Origin of the sequence: Spirosoma sp. 209 (genome assembly GCF_002006735.1) — a bacterium.
GTDB lineage: Bacteria > Bacteroidota > Bacteroidia > Cytophagales > Spirosomataceae > Spirosoma > Spirosoma sordidisoli.
This window is the reverse complement of record NZ_MVEC01000023.1, coordinates 1-19455: the sequence shown is the minus strand read 5'-3', so window position 1 is coordinate 19455 and position 19455 is coordinate 1. Positions and strand designations below refer to the sequence as shown.

The window sequence follows — 19455 nt, the reverse complement described above, 5'->3', positions numbered from 1 at the left end:
CTTAGTTTAACGTAGCCGTTGTTTTACCCCGGTAAGCGAACATCTGTGCGTAGTTGTTCGCAATGCTGCTCGAAAAAGGCGATATCATCACTTCCGGGTTGGTCTTGATACTGAGCAGGGTTGGTCCGTCGAAGATTTTGAGCACATCGGCCTGTAGCAGCACCGTTGGTACCTTCTCCGCATCGACCTGCGCCACGTCGGTACCGAACAGGACCGGTATCGTTTTCAGGTTATTGATGGTGCGGGTATCGCGCCCGCCGAAGAACCCGATGTGGTAGCGAAACGTATTGCTGCCCGTAGCATCGACGGGGGCGCTGGGCGAGGTGCCTTCCAGCTTCATGAAGATATAGCCCGAATTCCAGGACCAATACATCCCGTTCGCGCCGGTATGATCGCTGCCGGGGTCGAGCGCACCCGTTCGGCGGCTGATGTCCATCGTACTCCGCAGACTATCGACGCCCAGTACGAATGAAACCCCTTTGTAATCGCCGTAAGGCACATTTTTGAGGGTGATCCGCTGGCTGGCCGGATCGGTTTCCCGCACCAGAAAGTAGCTGCTGTCCTGCGGCACCACGTAGTCCTCACCGTTGGTGCGGATCAGCCGGATATTGCTGACGAAGTAATTGAAAGCCGTTGGCGTAAACGACTCGCCCAGCGCGTTGCGGTAGGTGCCGGTATTGAGCTGGAGGTTCTGATTCCCCGCCACGTTGTCCAGCTGAATCACGAACGTACCCGTAACCGCTTCGGGGTCGGGCGTATCGCAGGCCAGTAAACCGACCGTCAGGCCCAGGCCGGTGAGGAATACATACAGAAGTGAACGGTACATAGTGTCATCAATCAGTTAAATCGGTTCCGACCATATAGGGTGATGAGCGTTACAATACCCGCGCTGACCAGCAGCAGAAAGAGCCACACAACGGCATTGGTTACGCTGAATGGCTGCTGGAGAAATTCATTCACTAGCCCAGCCGCTGTTCCCAGACAGATACCGATCATGCTGACGTAGATAAACTGAACAATAGGCGGCAGTCGTCGGAACATCGGGTCGTGGGTTTATGGTAAAAGAGTAACGAACTGTTCCGGAAAATCGTTAGTCCGGTTCGGGCTTTTTTAGGGGTACCGGCGCGGTTACGTGGTCATAACCGCGCCGGTTGTTACGGTTGTTTGCCCAGATAGGCATTGGCGTCGGCCATACTCCGGCGCATCTGGTCGCGTACCTGGTTGACTTTGTTTTGCTGATCGCTCAGGTAGTCGAGCGCTTTGGTCTGATCGAGTTTGCCGAGCGTGTCGCCGTTGTACTGGTTCATCCAGGTCATCATCGCATCGTCGGCCTCGCCGAGCCGTCGGCTGATTTCGGTGCCCTGCCCGTTGGCAGCCGGCGCTGCGGCCTTAGCCGAAACTGCCTTTTTCAGCCGCATCAGGTCACTCATCTCGGCCATCAGGCTGTCATGAACGGCAAGGATTTCCTGTTCTTTTTTCGCCACCGGGCCGGCAGCAGCTGTTTCGGACGATTGGGCATGATCGGCATGGCCGGCGTGGTCATCGCTTTTTTGGGCCTGCTGACAGGCGGCTGTGGTCAGCAAAGCACCAATCCAGATCAGGTGTATGAGTCGCATATGTGAAGGGGTTTGCCCGGTAGGTTCCGGGTCGGTTTATGGTTTATTACGTTTCTTCAGGCGGTACTGGTTCCAGTTCGTCAGTTCTGCTCCGCCGGTTTCATAACCAGACCCGTTTCGCCGGTCAGGCGCTGGAAGGCTATGGTCACATTGGCTCCTTCTTCTTTCCGTTCATAGGCCAGCAGCAACCCTTTTTTCAGCGGCAACACGACCGGATACGTAGCGAGTACGGATGCGGGCGTTACGAATGTCGTTGCTGCGTTGGCCCCTAACCGCATCGCGATCCGCTGATCGTAGACCGGCATGGGTTCGTCATCGGGCTGGTCGGGCTGGCGCACCGACTCGTCCCAGACCCATACCAGCTGGTCGTGCAGGGCGGTCACCTGCGGATGCCGGGCCCGGTTCGACAGCACCATCGCCACCGGAGCAGCCGCGCCGGGCTGGGCCAGCCGCAGACCAACGGCGTCTTCTTTCCCCGAAAACCAGCTCACCAGCAACGCGCTGCCCACCTCCGTTACCGACGGCCCCGCGTGTGGGCAGGCGTTGACCCGCCAGTTGTCGGCCAGTACCCGCTTCGGTGGGCCGAAACGACGCCCCCCGTCGGTCGAAACCACCTGGCTGATGTCCCGGATGCCCGTTTCACCGGCTTTGGCCGGCAGCAGATCCCGGTACGTCAGGTGAATCCGCTGCTGACGATCGACAAAGATATTGGTCCGGCAGCACTGGCAGGCGTTTTCGTCGATAATCTGTTCGCGGCTGAACCCACCACCCGGCAGCGTTTGCCGAAACTTCACCGACCGACCCTCCCGGCCGGGCAGTTTATCATCGAGCCAGACCACACCGATTTCGCCGTTGGGCAGGCGGGTCAGATCCGCGAAGGAATGACTTTTTCCGGGGGCGGTGTTGTCGTGAATGGCGTTCGGCTGCGTCCAGGTCCGGCCCTGATCCGTCGACATAACGTACAGCAGATCACCGGCAAAGCGCGACTCGCCGACCGGCCGGGGTACTTCAAACAAGGCCAGCAGCGTACCATCGGCTTTCTGAGCCAATTTGGGCATTCCTTCGGCATGAACCGCTACCGACGGCGGCACAGGAACCCGAATTTTTGGCCCGAACGTCTGCCCGTCATCGGTCGAGATGGCGAAGAAAAAAGCGGCCTTGTTGTCTGTTTCTTTCTCAACCCAGCTCAGCAGCGGGTTGCCGTGGCGGTCGGTGGTCAGGCGGGGCGTCGCTGCCGTGGCGCGGGGGTCCGACACAACGGTTTCCTGCACCGGGAGCGCTGGTGTAGCTGCCAGTAAAGCCAGCACAAATACGATATGTTTCATGGTATAATGTCTGAAAAGCCGAACAACGGTCTGCCCCGCGGGCAACCCAGCGGCATACGTCCCGCTGTTCGGCGCTGGTTTTCGTTTATTTTCCGGAGAAGGTGTACTGAAGCCCGACAACCAGGGTACGCGGGGCCGCTGGCGTGTAGGTAGTTCGGTCGGTCGGGTTGTTACCCCGGGTAGCGTTGGTGGCGTAGAGCGCGTTGGCCGCGTTCAGCCCGTTGACATACAGCTCGATGCCTTTCCACTCGTACCCCACCCGAACGTTGACCAGGTCGTAGCCATCGTACCGGACCGTGTTGATCTGGTTCTGGTACCAGCCCGACACATGCTGCCACTCGACCGACGTGCGGAAATTCTTCAGCCAGGCCGGATAATAGCTGACCTCGGTGTTCCAGAGCGTTCGGGGCGCCGATGGCATATCGTTACCGTCGACGTTCTGCACAACGTCAGAAACCCGCTGGCTGAGCGTAAACGCCACAAACCGATGGACGGCATGGGTACCCCCGAACCGAAACGACAGCTGCTGCGACGGTCGATAGGTCAGACCCAGTTCCACCCCCCGGTGCAGGGTCCGGCCGGCCGACTGGTAATCAAACGAGTTGTCGGGCTGGCGGATGTTGAGCAGTTCATTGGCCCCGTTCATCTGGTAGATCGCGCCGTCCAGATACAGGGTATGGTTCAGCAGCGACGCCCAGCCGCCCACTTCCATATTCTGAAACCGGGCCGGTTCGAGGTTATAATAAAACAGCTCGCCCGAGGGCGTTGGGGTGGTTCGCCGGAGAAAGATCGCTGTCAGCGCCGGGGGCGAAAAGCCGCTGGCATAGTTGGCGTAGACACCCAGGCTGGCGGGTCCGCCGGCTTTGCTGAGATCGTACGTCAGCCCGATTTTAGGCGTTGCCTGGCGGTAGTCTTTCTGACCCGTGCTCTGACTCAGGCTGTTGGTATAGTCGAACGCCATCCGGTCGAACCGCAGCCCGGCTGAAAGCCGCAGCCTGGGCAGCGGCTCCAGATCGTACTGCACATAGGCCGCCGTATTGTGGATGTCAGCCTGATAATCGGCCAGTCGAAGGTCCGGTCGTTCGCGCAGCTGCGTATACCGTAATACAGATCGTTTGTCGGGTCGTAGTTCGGCCGCCAGTTCCGTCTGGTAGGCGTAATACGTATTCGGCGACCAATCGAGCGTGGCCCCGACCATCAGCTTACTGCTCAGGAAGCGAAACCGCTGGGTATGCTGCGCAATGACGCCAAAACTCCTGAAATCGTTGCTGTTGACCTGCCCCGTGGCCGTCGGCGAACCGACCGTCCAGCGGATAGAGTAGGCCGGGTTCTGCCCCAGGCGGTTGTCGCGCACAAAGGCGGTAATGAACGACTGGGCCGATGACGTAGCGCTCCTGGTTTTCCAGTCGTGCTCAAGCGTTAGCCGACTGCGCAGGGAAGAGGTTTTGCGGTACGTAAAATCGGTCGTGCTGACGTACTGCCGCGCAAAAAAAGCTGCGCTGTCGACGCTTCCGCTGGTCTGCGAATCGTAGTTATTGTACGAAACGGTGCCGGTCAGGCGCGTCTGGGGCGTAAACGCATACTCGAGCCGCGCAAAATACGACGACTTATCGTAGTCGGAGCTGGCCAGCCACGCGTTGCGCTGCCGCGAAACCAGTCCACCGACATACACACCGAATTTACCCTGCCGACCGCCAGCCCCTACCTGCAGCCGCTGGTAGCCCCACTGGTCGAGGTGAACACCGGCGCGGACGGTAGGTACGGCTGTGGGGCGCTGGGTTATAAAGTTAACCGCTCCCCCCACGGCTTCGGGCCCGTAGATCGACGAAACCGGTCCTTTAACAACCTCCAGCGAACTGACCGTGAACTGGTTCATCTCCAGCAGCGCATTGTGGTTAAACACGCCCATCGGCCGAATCGGCACGCCATCTTCCAGGTACAGGAAATAAGCGTTGGTCGTCATGGGCTGCCGGATTGCCATCATGTGCTGCTCGTTGTTGAGATTCACCATCAGCACCCCCGGCGTCTTGTTGATGACCTCGTGCATGCTGGTCGGTTTCGTCTCGCTGATCAGCCGCGACGACAGTTTCGATATGGCGATGGGGGCTTCGGTCCGCAGCTGGGCCTCCCGGCTGGCCGTTACGACTACCGTTTGCAGGCTTTGCTCGATGGGTACCAGCGCCACCCGCACCGCCCCCGCTCCGACCGGTATGGTCTGGTCGGCATAGCCCACGCTACTCAGCCGCAGCTGACTGGCCCCCGCCGGTATACTGAACTCACCCCGTTCGTCGGTCGTCAGGCCGGTTTTTGTACCGGGGATCAGTACGGTAGCCCCGATGATTGGTTCGTTGGTTTGGGCATCGAACACACGCCCCTTTCTCAGGTCCTGTGCTGCAACGGCGTAGACACACGCCAGCCACAGACCACAAGTCCTGAGGACTGTATGGATATTCATGAAAAGTGTTTAAGTCAAGAAGTGAGCAGGACGTTCCGATTCCGGCTATAAACCGGTCTGCGTCAGCTTACTGGACAGGCAGCACCTGACCGTTATGCCGAACACGAGCCGGACAACAGCAGATCACTGGCCGGAACAGCCACTGCATAAAAAGAAAAACGGAAAGCAGACCCGACTCAGGCGCGGGGCGGGCGGAAGAGTTCAGACAGCGGGGCTGTCGTGGCCGCGGCCTGATACGATGGAAAGCCGGTAGTCAGGACCAGGGGCCAGGCTGAGGCAAAGGCAAAGTCAGCGACTTCGTTACAGAACAACGCAATAGTGGGCAGGTTCTGCACCCGTTCTGTCGTTTCCTTGTCCTGCCGTTCCTGCGAAGCCTTCAGCCGTTTGGCCAGGTAACAGCTTCCGTCGCAGTGGAGCTGCGGCCGGTCGCGGTTCTCGCACAGGACCCTGGCAATGTAATCCTTGTTGGCATGATAATACGCGATAACGCCCCACTGGCTGAGCGAAGGCATCAGCGTAGCAATCAGGAGCAGATAAATAACGGCGTTTCTCATGACCGCTGCAAAGGTACGAGCGCCGATGAAATGGCGCCAGCAAACACAGTAAATTAATAGGGTAGCCGTCATCGCCAGCCGGCGTAAAGTACCCCCCGTCCGGAGCCGTTGAGTATTTTTAAACCGGTTCGGGCTTGAAGCAGGTAATGAGATCGTTTACCCGTTTTGCCTTATTGCTGGTCGGTCTATGGCTGGCTATGGCTTCGTTATCCGCATCGGCTCAGTCGCCCGCCAGGTCGGCCAAACCCTCAACTACCCGACCCTGGACGTACTGGTGGTGGATGGGCAGCGCCGTCAGCGAAGCCGACATTTCGCGGCAGCTCGACCAGTTTGCCAAAGCCGGACTGGGGGGTGTTCATATCATCCCGATCTATGGCGTGCGGGGCTACGAAGCGCAGTCGATTCCATTTCTGAGTCCGCGCTGGCTGAGCGTTTTTGCGCATACCGTCCGCGAAGCCAACCGGCTGGGCCTGGGCGTCGACCTGACAACCGGAACCGGCTGGCCCTTCGGTGGCCCGAACGTAACGCCCGACATGGCGGCCCGGCAATGGCAGCTACAGGCGGGGCAGCTGGTTAGTAAGCCCACCCGGCAGCAGGTCAAACGAGCCGCGCCGGGGGGCGAGGGGCCCGTTATCGATCCGTTCAGTCAAGCGGCCATGCAGCAGTACCTGCGCCGGTTCGATTCTACACTGGCGACCCTGCCAACCCAGCCCCGCGCCGTTTATAACGATTCGTATGAAGCCTACGGCGCCAACTGGACAACCGACTTCCCCGCCGAATTTCGCCAGCGCCGGGGCTACGACCTCAGCAGCCAGCTCACGGCTTTCCTCGACAGCACCAGCACCGATGGGCTGCGGGTCCGGCAGGATTATCAGCAAACCCTGGCCGAGCTGCTGCGCGATGCATCGGCCGGCACCTGGACCCGCTGGGCGACTCAGCGAGGTTACCAGACGCGCTACCAGGCCCACGGGTCGCCGGGCAACCTGATCGATCTCTACGCGCTGGCCAGCATTCCCGAAACCGAATCGTTCGGGAGTAGTCGTTTCCCGATTCCGGGGCTTCGGGTTGACGAGAACTACGAAATCGATCGATTCGGAACGCCCCACCCGCTGGCCATGAAATTTGCGTCGTCGGCCGCCAACCTGACCGGCAAACCGCTCGTCAGCTCCGAAACCGGCACCTGGCTGGCCGATCATTTCAAGGTGAGCCTGTCGCAGATCAAGCCGCAGGTCGACGAGCTGTTTACGGCCGGCATCAACCATATTTTTTACCACGGCATTACCTATTCGCCCGCTGGTCAGAACGGATCGAACCCGTCCTGGCCGGGCTGGTTGTTTTACGCGTCGACCAACTATGGGCCGTCGTCCCATTTCTGGCCGCAACTCCCGCTGCTGAATCAGTACATCGACCGCTGTCAGAGCCGCCTACAGACATCGCGCCCCGACAACGACCTGCTGGTTTATTTCCCCATGCACGACCTGTGGGCTACCCGCGCCCGATCGGCCGGGGGGCTGCATATGCTCGAGGTTCACCACGTTGACCGCTGGCTGCTGCCCCTCCCCTTCGGACAGTTGTGCGACAGCCTGCGCCTGCGCGGCTATGCCTTCGATTACGTATCGGATCAGCTGCTGAGTACCCTGAAAACCGACCGACAGGGCCGTATCCTGGCCGGCAACGCCAGCTACCGTGCGGTTGTTATTCCGCGCTGTACATACCTGCCTGAAACGACAATGGCCCAGCTCAACCGGCTGGCCCGACAGGGCGTTCGGATCATCTTTGAAGGTGGCTTACCCGAGCAGGTACCCGGTTTTTACCAGCATCAGGCACGCTCGCAAACCCTCCGTCAGCTGGGGGCAGGCCTGCGTCGGCTGCCAGTCGTTTCGATCAGCCGGGACGTAGCAGCTACGCTCGGCACCATCGGAATCCGGCGCGAAGCCTGGGCCAGCCGGGGTTTGTCATTCATCCGCAAGCGGCAGGGCGACAGTGTTCAGTATTTTATTACAAACCTGGAAAATCAGTTTCGGGCCGGGTGGATAACCCTGGCAGCTTCGGGCGGCCCGGTCATTCGCTACGACCCGCTGACGAACCAGCAAAGCACCCTACCCGACCGGCGTTTACAATCGACCCGCTCGGTCTGGCTCCGGCTGGAACCGGGGCAGTCGTGCTTTCTGACCGTATCGCCAGCCGCCCCCCGGCCCGATCGGTCGCCACCCGTTGCATCGGTCGGGCCCGGCCAACCGATGGCGCTGCCGATCGGTGGTCCCTGGCAGCTGACGTTTATGACCGGCCAGCCAGCGCTCAACCTCAGCCGACAGGTTCCGGAGCTGACCTCCTGGACAACCCTGGCCGATTCGGCCGGTTACTTCTGGGGCACCGTTCGGTACGAAACCACGTTCGACCTGTCGGCCAGTATAGACCCGGCGGCTGTTTATGAACTGGACCTGGGTTCGGTACGCGAGGTAGCTGCCGTCCGGCTCAACGGCAAGCCACTCGGTACGGCCTGGTGCTTACCGTTTCGACTAACCATACCGGCCGGGCAACTGAAGCCGGGCCGCAACCGACTCGACATCGACGTAACGAACCTGTCGGCCAACTACATGCGCCTGTACGATCGGCAGCAGCCCGGCTGGAAGAAATTCCACGATATCAACATCGTCGACATTCGCTACCGGCCCTTCGATGCCAGCCGCTGGCCGGCTGAACCCTCGGGTCTGCTGGGTCCGGTACGAATTGTGTCGTACCAATAATCAGGTATTCTGGCGGGTGGGGAGTGCTTGACTATCAAAAAGTACCCAATCATCTGTGAAGCCTTCAGCCACTCACCCACCCGCAACGAGAATGTCGATTCGGTAGCGGAACCGCGATCCGTTCCGCACCTGCTTATTCCCAGACCGGGAACGGATCGCGGAAAGCGCCACCTGATTCCATGTGTTTCAGCTCCAGTTCGGTACAGAGGCAGTCGTTTAGTTCGGCAGTAATCTGCTGCCGGTCCAGATCCTGCCCTATGATGACCAGCTCGTTTTGCCGATCGCCAAACCGTTTGTGCCAGCGCGCTTCGATCTCCGACTGATTGTCCAGAAACGACCCGTAACGCACCCGCTGCTGAAACGGCATCGAGGCCCACCAGACCCCAGCCGCTTCGGCCCGCAGGCTGCCCCCAGCCTGACTGAAATTCAGCGCGTCGGCCGGGCGCGACGCCAGCCAGAACAACCCTTTACTGCGCAGAATCCCGGCCGGAAAATTTTCGCTCAGGTAGTCCCAGAAGCGGGCGGGATGGAAGGGCCGCCGGTCGCGAAATACAAACGATGAAATGCCGTACTCCTCGGTTTCGGGCTTGTGTGCTTTTCCGGCCTGCTGATTCTGTAACTCCTGAATCCAGCCGGCCGACTGCGAGACGACGTCGAAATCGAAACGGCGGGTGTTGAGCACCTCGGTCAGATCGACGCGGCTGAACTGACTCTCGACCAGCCTGGCCCCGGGGTTGAGCGTGTGCAGTATGGCCTTCAACTCGCCCGTTTGCTGCCGGCTGAGCAGGTCGGTTTTGTTCAGAATCAGCACATCGGCAAACTCAATCTGATCGGTCAGCAGGTTCACGATGGTGCGTGTGTCGCTGGCGTCTTCGTTGAGCGACCGGCCATGTACGGTGTCGATACTGCCAAAATCCTTGGGGAAGTTGAGCGCATCGACCACCGTAACCAGCGTATCGAGCCGCGCGAACCGAGACAGGTCTACCCCGCCCGTCTCCGCATCGGCCGACTGGAACGTAAACGTCTGGGCCACCGGCAGCGGCTCCGAAATTCCCGACGACTCGATGATCAGGTAGTCGAATCGACCTTCTCGGGCCAGCTTTTCGACCTCAACGATGAGGTCTTCGCGCAGTGTACAGCAAATGCAGCCGTTCGACAGCTCGACCAGCTTCTCTTCCGTACGCGACAGTCCGCCCTCCTGCCTGACCAGCTCGGCATCGACGTTGATCTCGCTCATGTCGTTCACGATGACCGCTACCCGCAATCCCTGCTTATTCCGCAAAATGTGGTTCAGCAACGTTGTTTTACCCGCTCCCAGAAAGCCGCTCAGTACCGTGACCGGCAACCGCTGATCGGCCCTTATGTGCTGGCTAACAGACCCCTGTATCTCTTTTGTCGTGCTCATAGTCCGGCAAAAGTAAGATCAGATTTCATAAATGCAACAATGTTGCATAAATAAATATTGGCTATTACCGATCTGATATGGTTATTTCGGTATGCCACATACACACGCTCACGGGCCAGCGCATGATCACAGCCATGCGGGGCATTCGCACGGGCCGGTTACGCTGACGCACGTGAACCGGGCGCTGATTGTCGGCGCAGTGCTCAATACCGTTTATGTCGTTGCTGAATTTAGCCTGGGGGTCTACTACAACTCGGTAGCGCTCATTGCCGATGCGGGTCATAACCTCAGCGACGTAGCCGGGTTACTGCTCTCGCTGCTGGCGTTTCGGCTGGCGCGGGTGCGCACCTCGACCAACTTCACCTACGGGTTCCGGAAAAGTACGGTGCTGGCATCGCTCGGTAACGCCGTCATTCTGCTCGTAACGATCGGGGCTATTCTCTGGGAGAGTATTGGCCGTTTCTATCGGCCCGAACCGGTGGCGGGCGGACCGGTCGCCTGGGTAGCGGGCGTCGGTATTGTGGTCAATACGGTATCGGCGCTGTTATTTTTTCGGGATAAAGATCACGATCTGAACGTTCGGGGGGCTTACCTGCACCTGCTGGCCGACGCGCTGGTATCGGCGGGGGTTGTGGTGGCGGGGGTGCTGATCAGCTATACGGGCTGGGTCTGGCTCGATCCGGTCATTGGCATTATCGTAGCCGGGGTCATTCTGCTCTCGACCTGGCGGCTGCTGACCGAAAGTCTGCGGCTCTCGCTGGACGGGGTTCCGGCGGGGATCGATCTGGCCGAGGTGGTTCGCGACCTACAGACGGTACCGGGTATCAATGCGGTTCACCATGTACACGTATGGGCGATGAGCACGACCGAAAACGCCCTCACCGCCCATCTGGTTCTGGAACCGGACCTCAGCGATATGCAGATCACTACCCTGAAAGAAGAAGCCCGGCATCGATTGTTGCATCAGAACATCAGTCACGCCACGCTGGAAACCGAAGCCATTACCAGTCCCGGTCACGACCCGATTACCTGCTGATGCACGATGTTTACGCAATCAAATGCCCCACCCCGCCGGGGTTCGGGTGTATAGAGCAGGTATTTTGGGCTTCCAGTGGCTCGAAGGACAGGGCTTTTTACCCCCCAGCCCCCTGAAGGGGGAGCCCATTCGGCGGGGTTACCTCCGGCAGCGGCCGAACGTCCCTTCAGGGGGCTGGGGGTGTAAAATCTGACTTCCCCAAACAACCACTAAGCCCCGACGGGGCGACGGGTTCTATAACCAGCGAGACTGGTCAATTCACTTACTGACAATCGCCATCAGGTGTGCAGGTCTCACCCTGCGCCACCGCCAGGGTCGACGCGCCCGCTTCCTGTTTCCACTCGCCAAAGGAGGTTTTGATAGCCTCCAGAAACGTTTGACTTGGCTGCGCGCCCGACACGGCATACTTCCGGTCGAAGACAAAAAACGGCACGCCCTGCACGCCAAACTGTCGGGCTTCGTAGATGTCGTGCCGAACGGCATCGGTGTGCTGGTCGCTTTCCAGGACTGAACGCACCTCGGCGGGATCGAGACCGATGGTCTGGCCCAACTCGATCAGGGTAGCCCGATCGGCAATGTTCCGGCCCTCGGTGAAATAAGCCGCAAATAGCCGCTCCTCGGCTTCGTTCTGACGGCCATGCTGTTTGGCCAGGTGCAGCAACCGGTGCGCATCGAACGAGTTGGCCGTAACCGATTGATCGAAGTGGAAAGTAAGCCCAACCTGGCTGGCTACGTCGGTGACGTGGGCCGTCATTTGGCGAGCCTGCGCAACCGACATTCCCTTGCGTTCGGCCAGGTATTCATAAATCGTTTTGTCGGGAAGCGTCGGCTGGTCGGGGTCGAGCTGAAAACTTTTCCAGACAACCTCTACCGAATCCCGATCAGCAAACTGGTCGAGGGCCGCTTCGAATTTTCGCTTGCCGATGTAGCAGAACGGGCACATCACATCCGACCAGATCTCTACCTGCATTTTCGTTTCCTGAGCAATCATTGGCTTTTCTAGTTAGTAAAAACAATTGGTTTCGGCTCGTCAAGCGCCCCGGTTTCAATCCGTCTGGCCATGCCCGATGAGCCCGTTGGTTGTAACTTTACGGCAGCAGCAACAGCTTTCCGGTGGTGCCTCGTCCTTCCAGGTCACGGTGCGCCTGCGCGGCATCGGCCAGGGCGTAGGGCGGCTGAATACGCACGTTCAGCTGGCCCGAACGCACCCAGTTCAGCACGGCAGTAGCCCGTTCGAGCAGGGCCGCGCGGGTCAGGATATAATGGCCCAGCGAGGGACGGGTAAACATCAGCGACCCTTTTGTATTCAGGATAGCGGGCGCAAACGGTGGCACGGCCCCGCTGGCGTTCCCGAACGATACCATGGTACCCAGCGGTCGCAGACTATCGAGGCTGCCTTCAAAAGTCGATTTCCCGACCGAATCGTAGACCGCATGAACGCCTTGCCCGCCCGTTAACCGACGTACTTCGGCGGTGAAGTCGGTCTGGGTATATAAGATAACTTCGTCGGCTCCGTTCTGGCGTGAGAGTTCGGCTTTTTCTTCAGTCGATACGGTGGTGATAACGCGGGCGCCCCGCATCCGGGCAATCTGGGTCAGCAACAGGCCAACGCCCCCGGCGCCCGCATGTACCAGCACCGTATCGCCCGGCCGGATCGGGTAGGTCGTAAAGGCCAGGTAGTGCGCCGTCATGCCCTGCAGGAGCACAGCCGCGGCCTGCTGATCAGTAATCTCATCCGGTACGGGAACAAGCTTATCGGCCGCAACGACCACGTATTCGGCATACGAACCGGGGGCCATGCTGTAGGCTACCCGCTGCCCGACCGACAAGTCCGTTACGCCTTCGCCAACGGCCTCGATCACGCCCGCCCCTTCGGAACCGGGTATGTAGGGCAGCGGCACCGGATACAGACCGGTGCGGTGGTAGGTATCGATGTAGTTGATCCCAATAGCCGTCAGCCGGATCAGCGCTTCGCCGGGGCCGGGTGTCGGTGTCGGCCGATCGACCAGCGTCAATACGTCCGGTCCGCCGGTTTGACTAAATTGAATGGCACGCATACAAAAGACGTTTGCCCTCCTAACCAAGCGACCACGCGTCCGCGTTCAAAAACAAATCTAAATTTCTCGATCCATCAGTCGCCCAAAAACTTGCGGCCCGGCTGCCGTCCGACACAGCGGAGGAGCCAGCTAACGCTCATCGAAGCGAACCCATCCTAATAAAATAGGGCGAATTCATGGATTAGTAGTATTTATTTCTAAATAACAGACCATTTGCCACATAGTATAGGGAAAGAGGTAGCAGTCAGTTAGTTTAGCCTATCGGACCAACCGGCTGAGTATATGCTACCTTACTTCCCCTTCGGCAATGAATTTGACCATCGTATGGGTACGGCTCTCCTGCGACCCGACGAAACCCTGGTTGAAGTAGACGAACACTACCCGACCGAAATTGCCCGAAAACGAGCGCTACTCACTCAGGACCACCGGTACTACTTCCGGGCACGGCCCGGTACCGAGCCGGCGCAGTGGGATGTGCTGGAACGACTGCTGACCGAGGCCGCCACGCATTACCCGGACCACTTCAGCCTCACGCAAAACGGCCCGGACTGGCACTGGCAAAACCACCTCCTGAACGAAGACCAGCACTTCACCTTTGGTCAGCCCGATACGTTGCCGCTGGCCCCCCTCGACTGGGTTGGCCGTCAGGTACAGGAAGACCTGCTGATTCTGAGCGCTGAAGAAGGGGCCGCACTGGTAGCGGGTCAGCTCTGTTTCCCGAACGGCTGGTGCCTCGACGACAAGTTTGGCCAAACGTTTCTGGGCATTCACAAACCCGCCCCGGACGCGGTACAACCGACCCTGCAAGCGGCTCAGAAACTCCTGGAACGCATCCCAACCCACCGACCCGTCTGGCGGGCCAGCTGGAACTTCAAGATTACCGACCAGCTGGATCTCTCGACCCGGTATTCAGCGTCCTACAACGACGACCTCAGCCAGCGCGCACCCGGTATGGCCGCCGATACCATTGGCGATCAGCTGTTTATCCGGATAGAACGCCAGACCTTTACGAAACTACCCCGCTCGGGAGCTATCCTGTTCGGCATTCACACCTACCAGAATCTGCTCGCCCACGAAGCGTTTCGATACGATCGGGCCCGGCGGATGCTCAACACCCTCCGCACAACGCCCCGCGATATGCTGACCTACAAGGCCATTGCGCCGTTCGAACGCCCGCTCCTTGAATTTCTGGAACAGCAGGTCGCCAATGGTATAGGGCTTTAATTGGGCGACGACCTACCGTTTTACGTATTTATTGAATGCAATCAGTACCGACCCAGCCACAACGACGTGCATCAGCTCCAGTACAACCACCATACCGATCGGCACATTGGGAATGGAGAACGGTGAGGCAAACGACAGGAGCAGCACGATAGCAGCTACCCAGTTGAAAATCCGGAGCGGGTTTCGGGTAAACCGAATCAGGAGAAAAAAGACGAGTCCGGCCACCAAAGCCGGTAGTACAGAGCTGATAATGACCGGCACGATGGTAAGCGGCTGCCCGGCATTTGGAATAATCAGATCAGCCGGAACAGCCCCCGTTGCCGAGCCAATCCAGAACAGAACCGCGTTTATCACAGCTGCAACCAGGCCAGCTGCCAGGGCTGGATACAGGACTTTTTGTACACGAACAGGGGTAGTCACTTGAGATTCCATAGGACAAATTGGTTTGAGATGGATACTGGATTTGGGGTATTTGGGTAAAAGGACAAACGACTATCGACGCAGGATCAGCCAGGGGTAAGAGCTCCGCTACAACTACTCTACATCATCGATATATTTTATAACACTGTTTTAGATAAAGCAAAAAATAAAAGGCTACAAGCCTTTTATAAACCGGCTCACGGCCTCGTCGACAAGCTGTTCAAATCGATCAGCGTGGCAATCGTGCAGGGCCAGGGCCACAAACCCCTGCATCATGGCAAACCAGTGCATGAGTACTGATTCTACGTTATCGGCGGTAAGCTGCTCTACAACCGACTGAACCTGCCGCATGCTCACCAACGCTTCTTCCGACGCGTCGCCATGACAAACGGCCCCGTTGAGATTGAACATCAAGGCGTACCGCTCCGGGTTTTCCTTCGCAAACCGTAACATAGCCAGCGACACGGCTTTCAGCTGTTTCTTCGGTTTTCCGTCACGAGTAGCCAGAGCCGCTTCCTGAGCAGCAGCCAGCTGGCGAAATCCTTCCCGCTGTAACTCGACCAGAATAGCGTCTTTTCCACCAAAATAATGGTAAATAGCCGTGGTACTGGTCTGAAGCCGATCCGCAATCTTTCGTGTCGAAACCCCCGGCCATCCTTCTTCGCTGGCCAATGTTAGCGTTTGATGAAGAATATCCTGCTTTAACGACTCCTGGTACTCAGCTTTACGTGACATATTTATCTTGTAACAGTGTTACATAAGAAAAGTTCACAGACGATCGAATGCATACGCCCGCTCTACCCGACAGATCCGAACCGTGTAGGATTCATACCAGCGCTGACGACCCTGCTGCTGAGCCAAGCGGTGTTCGGCATGCTGCTTCCACTGACGAATCGCGTCCAGGCTATCCCAGTACGAGACCGTGATGCCCACCTCCTGCCGGGCCGACTCGACCCCCAGGAAGCCCGGCTGTTCGTGGGCTAACTCAACCATACGAGTTGCCATATCGCCGTATCCGTCGGTCTCACTGGTCCGAAGGGAGCTGAAAATGACGGCGTAATAAGGAGGTTGGGGCGTTTGAGCCAGCATAGAACCGTATCGATGGGACTAATATAAACTCGCCCATTGCTTCTGCAATAATACGATACCCATCGGAATAACCGTTTGACGCTATCGGCAGGACGTCTATCTTTAACGCCCTAAAACAACCCTGGCCGTATGCGTACTCTTTTTTTATGTCTGCTTATCGTGATAGTCAGTCTGGGGCCTTCGGTAGCCCAGTCGCCAGCCAGCCGGCCCATCGGCTCATCGGCGCGTACCTACTGTAATCCAATGGATATCAGCTACCGGTACAATTTCGAACAGCTGAACGAACGAATATCGTATCGCTCGGGAGCCGATCCGGTCATCATCAACCACAAGGGTGAGTACTACCTGTTTGTCACGATTCAGGGCGGCTGGTGGCACTCCAAAGATCTCTCGAACTGGCAATACGTGGTACCCGACAAGTGGCCGATGGAAGATATGTGCGCGCCCGCAGCGCTGTCGGTACGCGATACGCTTTATCTCTTCCAAAGCACCTTCGAGCAGCGACCCATCTTTATATCGACCGAGCCCGAGAAAGGAAAACTGAAATTCTATAACCGCTGGTTACCACGCCTGCCCAAAGACATCGGCCCCTGGGACCCGGCTCTTTTCCACGACGAGGACACCGACAAGTGGTACATGTACTGGGGATCGTCGAACGTTTATCCGCTTTTTGGCGCCGAGCTGGACAAGAATCGCAACCTGACCTACGCCGGAAACAACCCGGCCGAAGCGTACAAAGCGATGCTCTGGCTCGACCCCTACAAACACGGCTGGGAACGCTTTGGCCCGAACCATTCCGATCCGTTCAAACCCTTTGTCGAGGGGGCCTGGATGACCAAACACAACGGTAAATATTATCTGCAATACGGCGCCCCCGGCACCGAATACAACGTCTACGGCAACGGCACCTACGTGGGCAAAAGTCCGCTGGGACCCTTCGAATACGCGCCGTATAACCCCATTGCCTACAAACCGGGCGGGTTCGCAACGGGCTGTGGACACGGCAACACCTTTCAGGATGTGTATGGCAACTACTGGAATACCGGAACCACCTGGATCGGGGTCAACTGGGGTATGGAACGCCGAATCGTGATGAATCCGGCGGGCTTCGACAAGGACGATCAGCTCTACGCCGACACCCGTTTTGGGGACTATCCGCACTTCCTGCCCACCAAGAAACTGGATACTCGATCGGGGCCAGGTCGCGAAGACCTGTTCACGGGCTGGATGCTGCTCAACTATAAAAAACCCGTTACGGCCTCGTCTACGCTCGGTACCGGTCCGGCCGATACGGTCAGCGTTGATCGCGTAGCCGACGAAAATCCTCGTACGTTCTGGGTGGCCGGCCAAAACCGCGCGGGCGAAACGCTGACAACCGACCTGGGAGCAGAGCACGACATCCGGGCCGTACAGGTCAATTATTTCGACTACAAACTCGCCATTTTCGATTCTGACTCGACGGTCTACACCCAGTTCAGGATTCTGACCTCGACCGATGGGAAGAAATTCGAGGTGGTGGCCGACCTGACCAAAGAGCCGAAAAAAGATCACGCCTGTGCCTACGTAGAGATTCCTGCCCGGGCAGACGGCAGGCCGGTTCGGGCGCGCTACGTACGGTACGAACACGTATACACCGCGGGCAAACATCTGAGCATTAACGCGTTCCGGGTATTTGGCAACGGACTGGGAAAAGCACCCGCCCCCACGACCCTGACCGCCAAACGCCAGACCGATCAGCGCAACGTTGACCTGAGCTGGAAAAAAGTGGCCAATGCTACCGGCTACAACATCCGCTGGGGCATTGCCCCCGATAAACTTTACCAGACCTACCAGTTCTGGAACGATGCGCCGGGGACCTTCGAGCTGCGGGCGCTGAACGTGGGGGTTCCCTACTACTTTGCGATCGAGTCGTTCAACGAAAACGGGGTATCGAGTCTGAGTGAGGTGGTATCGATCAGGTAGCGGGGCTGCTGCTTACAGCAAATCTTTAACGGCCTGCCGGATATTGGCCGACATCCGGTCGGTGGGCAGGTCGTTGTCATCGGTACCAAAGGGGTCCTCAATCTCTTCGGCGATCAGTTCCAGACTGGTCAGCACGTAAAACACGATCAGTACGACCGGGATGACCCAGTAATGCAGCGACAGCACGTAGCCGATGGGGAGGGTGAGGCAGTACAAGGCGACAAATTTCTTCAGAAATGAGGAGTACGAATACGGAATCGGCGTTGTATGAATCCGTTCGCAGATGCCGCAGATGTCGGTAAACGACTGAAATTCGGCATTCAGCACCAGCAGATGTTCGGGGCGTAACACACCCCGCTGGTAGAGTTCGTCCATTTTTCCGAAAAGCCGGGTCGCGATCTGGTTGGGCTGGTGCCGTTTTGGGTCGACCGTAGCCGGGTCGAAGCCGGGGCAGGCTTCCCACTCTTCGGGTTGCGCTATGCCGCGCAGGTGATTCTTCAGCGCGTAGGCGTAGTTCGGAATCATAGCCTTGAAAAAGAGCCGGTCTTCTGCCTGCTCGGCCAGGATATGCGCCAGTTTGATAGCCAGGTTCCGGGAGTTGTTGGTCAGGCTCCCCCAGGCCTTACGGCCTTCCCACCAGCGGTCATAAGCGGTGTTGGTGCGGAACACCAGCAGGGTCGAGATTACGAACCCCAATAGCGAGTGCATGATCGCGATGTTCTTCAGATCGGATTCGGGACCGGGATGAACGTATTCGATGATAAAGTAGGCCACCGCGCTGCAGTACACCAGCATACCAAGGAGCGTAGGACCCAGCTTCCGGGCCGTATCGCCCCTGTGCATCGAAAAGATGGCATGAAGCCAGTCTTTGGAATTGTAATCAACCATATGGCAACCAACAAAAAGTGCCCTTAACTTGCAACTATGACCATTACCTTTCGCAACGACCGACTTGACGATTTTCTCGCCATCCTGCACGAAGTGGGCCAGTGGATCATCGATACGGGCCAGGAAATGTGGCAGTTAGACACGCTGACCATAGACAACTTAGTCGATGAATACACTCGAGATAATTGTTACGTTCTTTACGTCGACCAAACGCCCGCGGCCACGTTTATACTGCAATGGAAAGACCCGCTCTACTACCCCGATGTACCCGACAACACGGCGGGCTTCATTCATAAGCTGGCCATCCGACGCCAGTTTGCCGGTCAGGATCTGTTCACTGCTATCCTGGACTTTTGCCGGTCGGAGTGCCTGTCCCGCAACATTTACGAGATTCAGCTCGAAACCGACGCTACCCGTCCTGCCCTCCTGCGTTTTTACGAGCGTCACGGATTTCAGCCCACCTATCAGAAACGCATCCACGAGTTCGGCCAGTCCTTCGATTGCCAGTATTACGTTCTGCCCCTCCCGTAGAGACGCAACCCTTTGCGTCTCCTGTGCGTCAGCAACCCCTTGCGTCTCCTGTGCGTCAGCAACCGCCCGGCGGCCCGGCCCTTGCGTCTCACTCGCGTCAGCAATATCAACATCCTTTGCCGTTAGCACGCGGTAAAGGATGTTGA

18 protein-coding genes are annotated in these 19455 nt (G+C 58.2%); 5 read left to right on the top strand and 13 right to left on the bottom strand.

Annotation, left to right across the window (positions count from 1 at the left end; translation table 11 throughout):
- Position 1 precedes the first annotated feature (1 nt).
- The 6 genes from B1C80_RS25190 to B1C80_RS25165 all read right to left on the bottom strand — a co-directional run bounded on the left by B1C80_RS25190 (position 2) and on the right by B1C80_RS25165 (position 5950).
- On the bottom strand, positions 2-826 hold the full coding sequence (locus B1C80_RS25190) for an MbnP family protein (RefSeq protein ID WP_077923967.1): 825 nt from the start codon (positions 824-826) through the stop codon (positions 2-4).
- A gap of 11 nt (positions 827-837) precedes the next feature.
- On the bottom strand, positions 838-1041 hold the full coding sequence (locus tag B1C80_RS25185) for a hypothetical protein (protein WP_077923966.1): 204 nt from the start codon (positions 1039-1041) through the stop codon (positions 838-840).
- A 113-nt stretch (positions 1042-1154) separates the two neighbouring features.
- The gene (locus tag B1C80_RS25180; protein WP_077923965.1) at positions 1155-1616 is read right to left on the bottom strand and encodes a hypothetical protein; all 462 of its coding nucleotides are present in this window, start codon (positions 1614-1616) and stop codon (positions 1155-1157) included.
- 80 nt (positions 1617-1696) lie between these two features.
- Positions 1697-2941, bottom strand: a complete 1245-nt coding sequence (locus B1C80_RS25175) for a sialidase family protein (RefSeq protein ID WP_077924124.1) — start codon at positions 2939-2941, stop codon at positions 1697-1699.
- Positions 2942-3026: 85 nt separating this feature from the next.
- Positions 3027-5396 carry a TonB-dependent receptor gene (locus tag B1C80_RS25170; RefSeq protein WP_077923964.1) on the bottom strand — a complete coding sequence of 790 codons (2370 nt, stop codon included), beginning with the start codon at positions 5394-5396 and terminating at the stop codon, positions 3027-3029.
- Between the two features lie 176 nt (positions 5397-5572).
- Positions 5573-5950, bottom strand: coding sequence for a hypothetical protein (locus B1C80_RS25165; RefSeq protein WP_077923963.1), 378 nt, complete (start codon positions 5948-5950; stop codon positions 5573-5575).
- Between the two features lie 146 nt (positions 5951-6096).
- Between B1C80_RS25165 and B1C80_RS25160 the strand changes: the two genes are divergently transcribed.
- Positions 6097-8697, top strand: a complete 2601-nt coding sequence (locus B1C80_RS25160) for a glycosyl hydrolase (RefSeq protein ID WP_255376600.1) — start codon at positions 6097-6099, stop codon at positions 8695-8697.
- 133 nt (positions 8698-8830) lie between these two features.
- Here the strand turns inward: B1C80_RS25160 and B1C80_RS25155 are convergent, their stop codons facing one another.
- Positions 8831-10102, bottom strand: coding sequence for a GTP-binding protein (locus tag B1C80_RS25155; RefSeq protein WP_077923962.1), 1272 nt, complete (start codon positions 10100-10102; stop codon positions 8831-8833).
- A 91-nt stretch (positions 10103-10193) separates the two neighbouring features.
- Here B1C80_RS25155 and B1C80_RS25150 point away from each other — a divergent pair, with 91 nt between their 5' ends.
- Entirely contained in the window at positions 10194-11138 is a 945-nt protein-coding gene (locus tag B1C80_RS25150; protein ID WP_077923961.1) for a cation diffusion facilitator family transporter, read from the top strand.
- Positions 11139-11400: 262 nt separating this feature from the next.
- On the opposite strand, the gene B1C80_RS25145 is transcribed toward B1C80_RS25150, so the two are convergent.
- Both B1C80_RS25145 and B1C80_RS25140 read right to left on the bottom strand, forming a co-directional pair.
- Positions 11401-12129: a DsbA family oxidoreductase gene (locus B1C80_RS25145; protein ID WP_236648922.1), complete on the bottom strand. Its 729-nt coding sequence runs from the start codon at positions 12127-12129 to the stop codon at positions 11401-11403.
- A gap of 97 nt (positions 12130-12226) precedes the next feature.
- A complete protein-coding gene (locus tag B1C80_RS25140; protein WP_077923960.1) occupies positions 12227-13195 on the bottom strand; it encodes a quinone oxidoreductase in 969 nt (322 codons plus the stop codon).
- A gap of 282 nt (positions 13196-13477) precedes the next feature.
- Here B1C80_RS25140 and B1C80_RS25135 point away from each other — a divergent pair, with 282 nt between their 5' ends.
- On the top strand, positions 13478-14419 hold the full coding sequence (locus B1C80_RS25135) for a DUF3445 domain-containing protein (protein ID WP_077923959.1): 942 nt from the start codon (positions 13478-13480) through the stop codon (positions 14417-14419).
- 12 nt (positions 14420-14431) lie between these two features.
- On the opposite strand, the gene B1C80_RS25130 is transcribed toward B1C80_RS25135, so the two are convergent.
- From B1C80_RS25130 to B1C80_RS25120, 3 genes are all read right to left on the bottom strand, one after another.
- A complete protein-coding gene (locus B1C80_RS25130; RefSeq protein ID WP_077923958.1) occupies positions 14432-14851 on the bottom strand; it encodes a DUF6069 family protein in 420 nt (139 codons plus the stop codon).
- A gap of 162 nt (positions 14852-15013) precedes the next feature.
- Complete coding sequence (locus tag B1C80_RS25125; protein WP_077923957.1) at positions 15014-15574, bottom strand: TetR/AcrR family transcriptional regulator; 561 nt, start codon at positions 15572-15574, stop codon at positions 15014-15016.
- A 33-nt stretch (positions 15575-15607) separates the two neighbouring features.
- Entirely contained in the window at positions 15608-15928 is a 321-nt protein-coding gene (locus B1C80_RS25120; RefSeq protein ID WP_077923956.1) for an antibiotic biosynthesis monooxygenase, read from the bottom strand.
- 129 nt (positions 15929-16057) lie between these two features.
- Between B1C80_RS25120 and B1C80_RS25115 the strand changes: the two genes are divergently transcribed.
- A complete protein-coding gene (locus tag B1C80_RS25115) occupies positions 16058-17890 on the top strand; it encodes a family 43 glycosylhydrolase (RefSeq protein ID WP_077923955.1) in 1833 nt (610 codons plus the stop codon).
- A gap of 12 nt (positions 17891-17902) precedes the next feature.
- On the opposite strand, the gene B1C80_RS25110 is transcribed toward B1C80_RS25115, so the two are convergent.
- On the bottom strand, positions 17903-18778 hold the full coding sequence (locus tag B1C80_RS25110; protein ID WP_077923954.1) for a bestrophin family protein: 876 nt from the start codon (positions 18776-18778) through the stop codon (positions 17903-17905).
- 36 nt (positions 18779-18814) lie between these two features.
- Here B1C80_RS25110 and B1C80_RS25105 point away from each other — a divergent pair, with 36 nt between their 5' ends.
- A complete protein-coding gene (locus B1C80_RS25105; RefSeq protein ID WP_077923953.1) occupies positions 18815-19309 on the top strand; it encodes a GNAT family N-acetyltransferase in 495 nt (164 codons plus the stop codon).
- Positions 19310-19455 lie beyond the last annotated feature (146 nt).

What these genes read in the sequence shown, in the direction of transcription:
- B1C80_RS25175 (WP_077924124.1), bottom strand. Translation starts at nt 2,941, where the DNA reads ATGAAACATATCGTATTTGTGCTGGCTTTACTGGCAGCTACACCAGCG.
- B1C80_RS25130 (WP_077923958.1), bottom strand. Translation starts at nt 14,851, where the DNA reads ATGGAATCTCAAGTGACTACCCCTGTTCGTGTACAAAAAGTCCTGTAT.
- B1C80_RS25155 (WP_077923962.1), bottom strand. Translation starts at nt 10,102, where the DNA reads ATGAGCACGACAAAAGAGATACAGGGGTCTGTTAGCCAGCACATAAGG.
- B1C80_RS25145 (WP_236648922.1), bottom strand. Translation starts at nt 12,129, where the DNA reads ATGATTGCTCAGGAAACGAAAATGCAGGTAGAGATCTGGTCGGATGTG.
- B1C80_RS25180 (WP_077923965.1), bottom strand. Translation starts at nt 1,616, where the DNA reads ATGCGACTCATACACCTGATCTGGATTGGTGCTTTGCTGACCACAGCC.
- B1C80_RS25185 (WP_077923966.1), bottom strand. Translation starts at nt 1,041, where the DNA reads ATGTTCCGACGACTGCCGCCTATTGTTCAGTTTATCTACGTCAGCATG.
- B1C80_RS25110 (WP_077923954.1), bottom strand. Translation starts at nt 18,778, where the DNA reads ATGGTTGATTACAATTCCAAAGACTGGCTTCATGCCATCTTTTCGATG.
- B1C80_RS25125 (WP_077923957.1), bottom strand. Translation starts at nt 15,574, where the DNA reads ATGTCACGTAAAGCTGAGTACCAGGAGTCGTTAAAGCAGGATATTCTT.
- B1C80_RS25190 (WP_077923967.1), bottom strand. Translation starts at nt 826, where the DNA reads ATGTACCGTTCACTTCTGTATGTATTCCTCACCGGCCTGGGCCTGACG.
- B1C80_RS25150 (WP_077923961.1), top strand. Translation starts at nt 10,194, where the DNA reads ATGCCACATACACACGCTCACGGGCCAGCGCATGATCACAGCCATGCG.
- B1C80_RS25135 (WP_077923959.1), top strand. Translation starts at nt 13,478, where the DNA reads ATGCTACCTTACTTCCCCTTCGGCAATGAATTTGACCATCGTATGGGT.
- B1C80_RS25115 (WP_077923955.1), top strand. Translation starts at nt 16,058, where the DNA reads ATGCGTACTCTTTTTTTATGTCTGCTTATCGTGATAGTCAGTCTGGGG.
- B1C80_RS25160 (WP_255376600.1), top strand. Translation starts at nt 6,097, where the DNA reads ATGAGATCGTTTACCCGTTTTGCCTTATTGCTGGTCGGTCTATGGCTG.
- B1C80_RS25170 (WP_077923964.1), bottom strand. Translation starts at nt 5,396, where the DNA reads ATGAATATCCATACAGTCCTCAGGACTTGTGGTCTGTGGCTGGCGTGT.
- B1C80_RS25140 (WP_077923960.1), bottom strand. Translation starts at nt 13,195, where the DNA reads ATGCGTGCCATTCAATTTAGTCAAACCGGCGGACCGGACGTATTGACG.
- B1C80_RS25105 (WP_077923953.1), top strand. Translation starts at nt 18,815, where the DNA reads ATGACCATTACCTTTCGCAACGACCGACTTGACGATTTTCTCGCCATC.
- B1C80_RS25165 (WP_077923963.1), bottom strand. Translation starts at nt 5,950, where the DNA reads ATGAGAAACGCCGTTATTTATCTGCTCCTGATTGCTACGCTGATGCCT.
- B1C80_RS25120 (WP_077923956.1), bottom strand. Translation starts at nt 15,928, where the DNA reads ATGCTGGCTCAAACGCCCCAACCTCCTTATTACGCCGTCATTTTCAGC.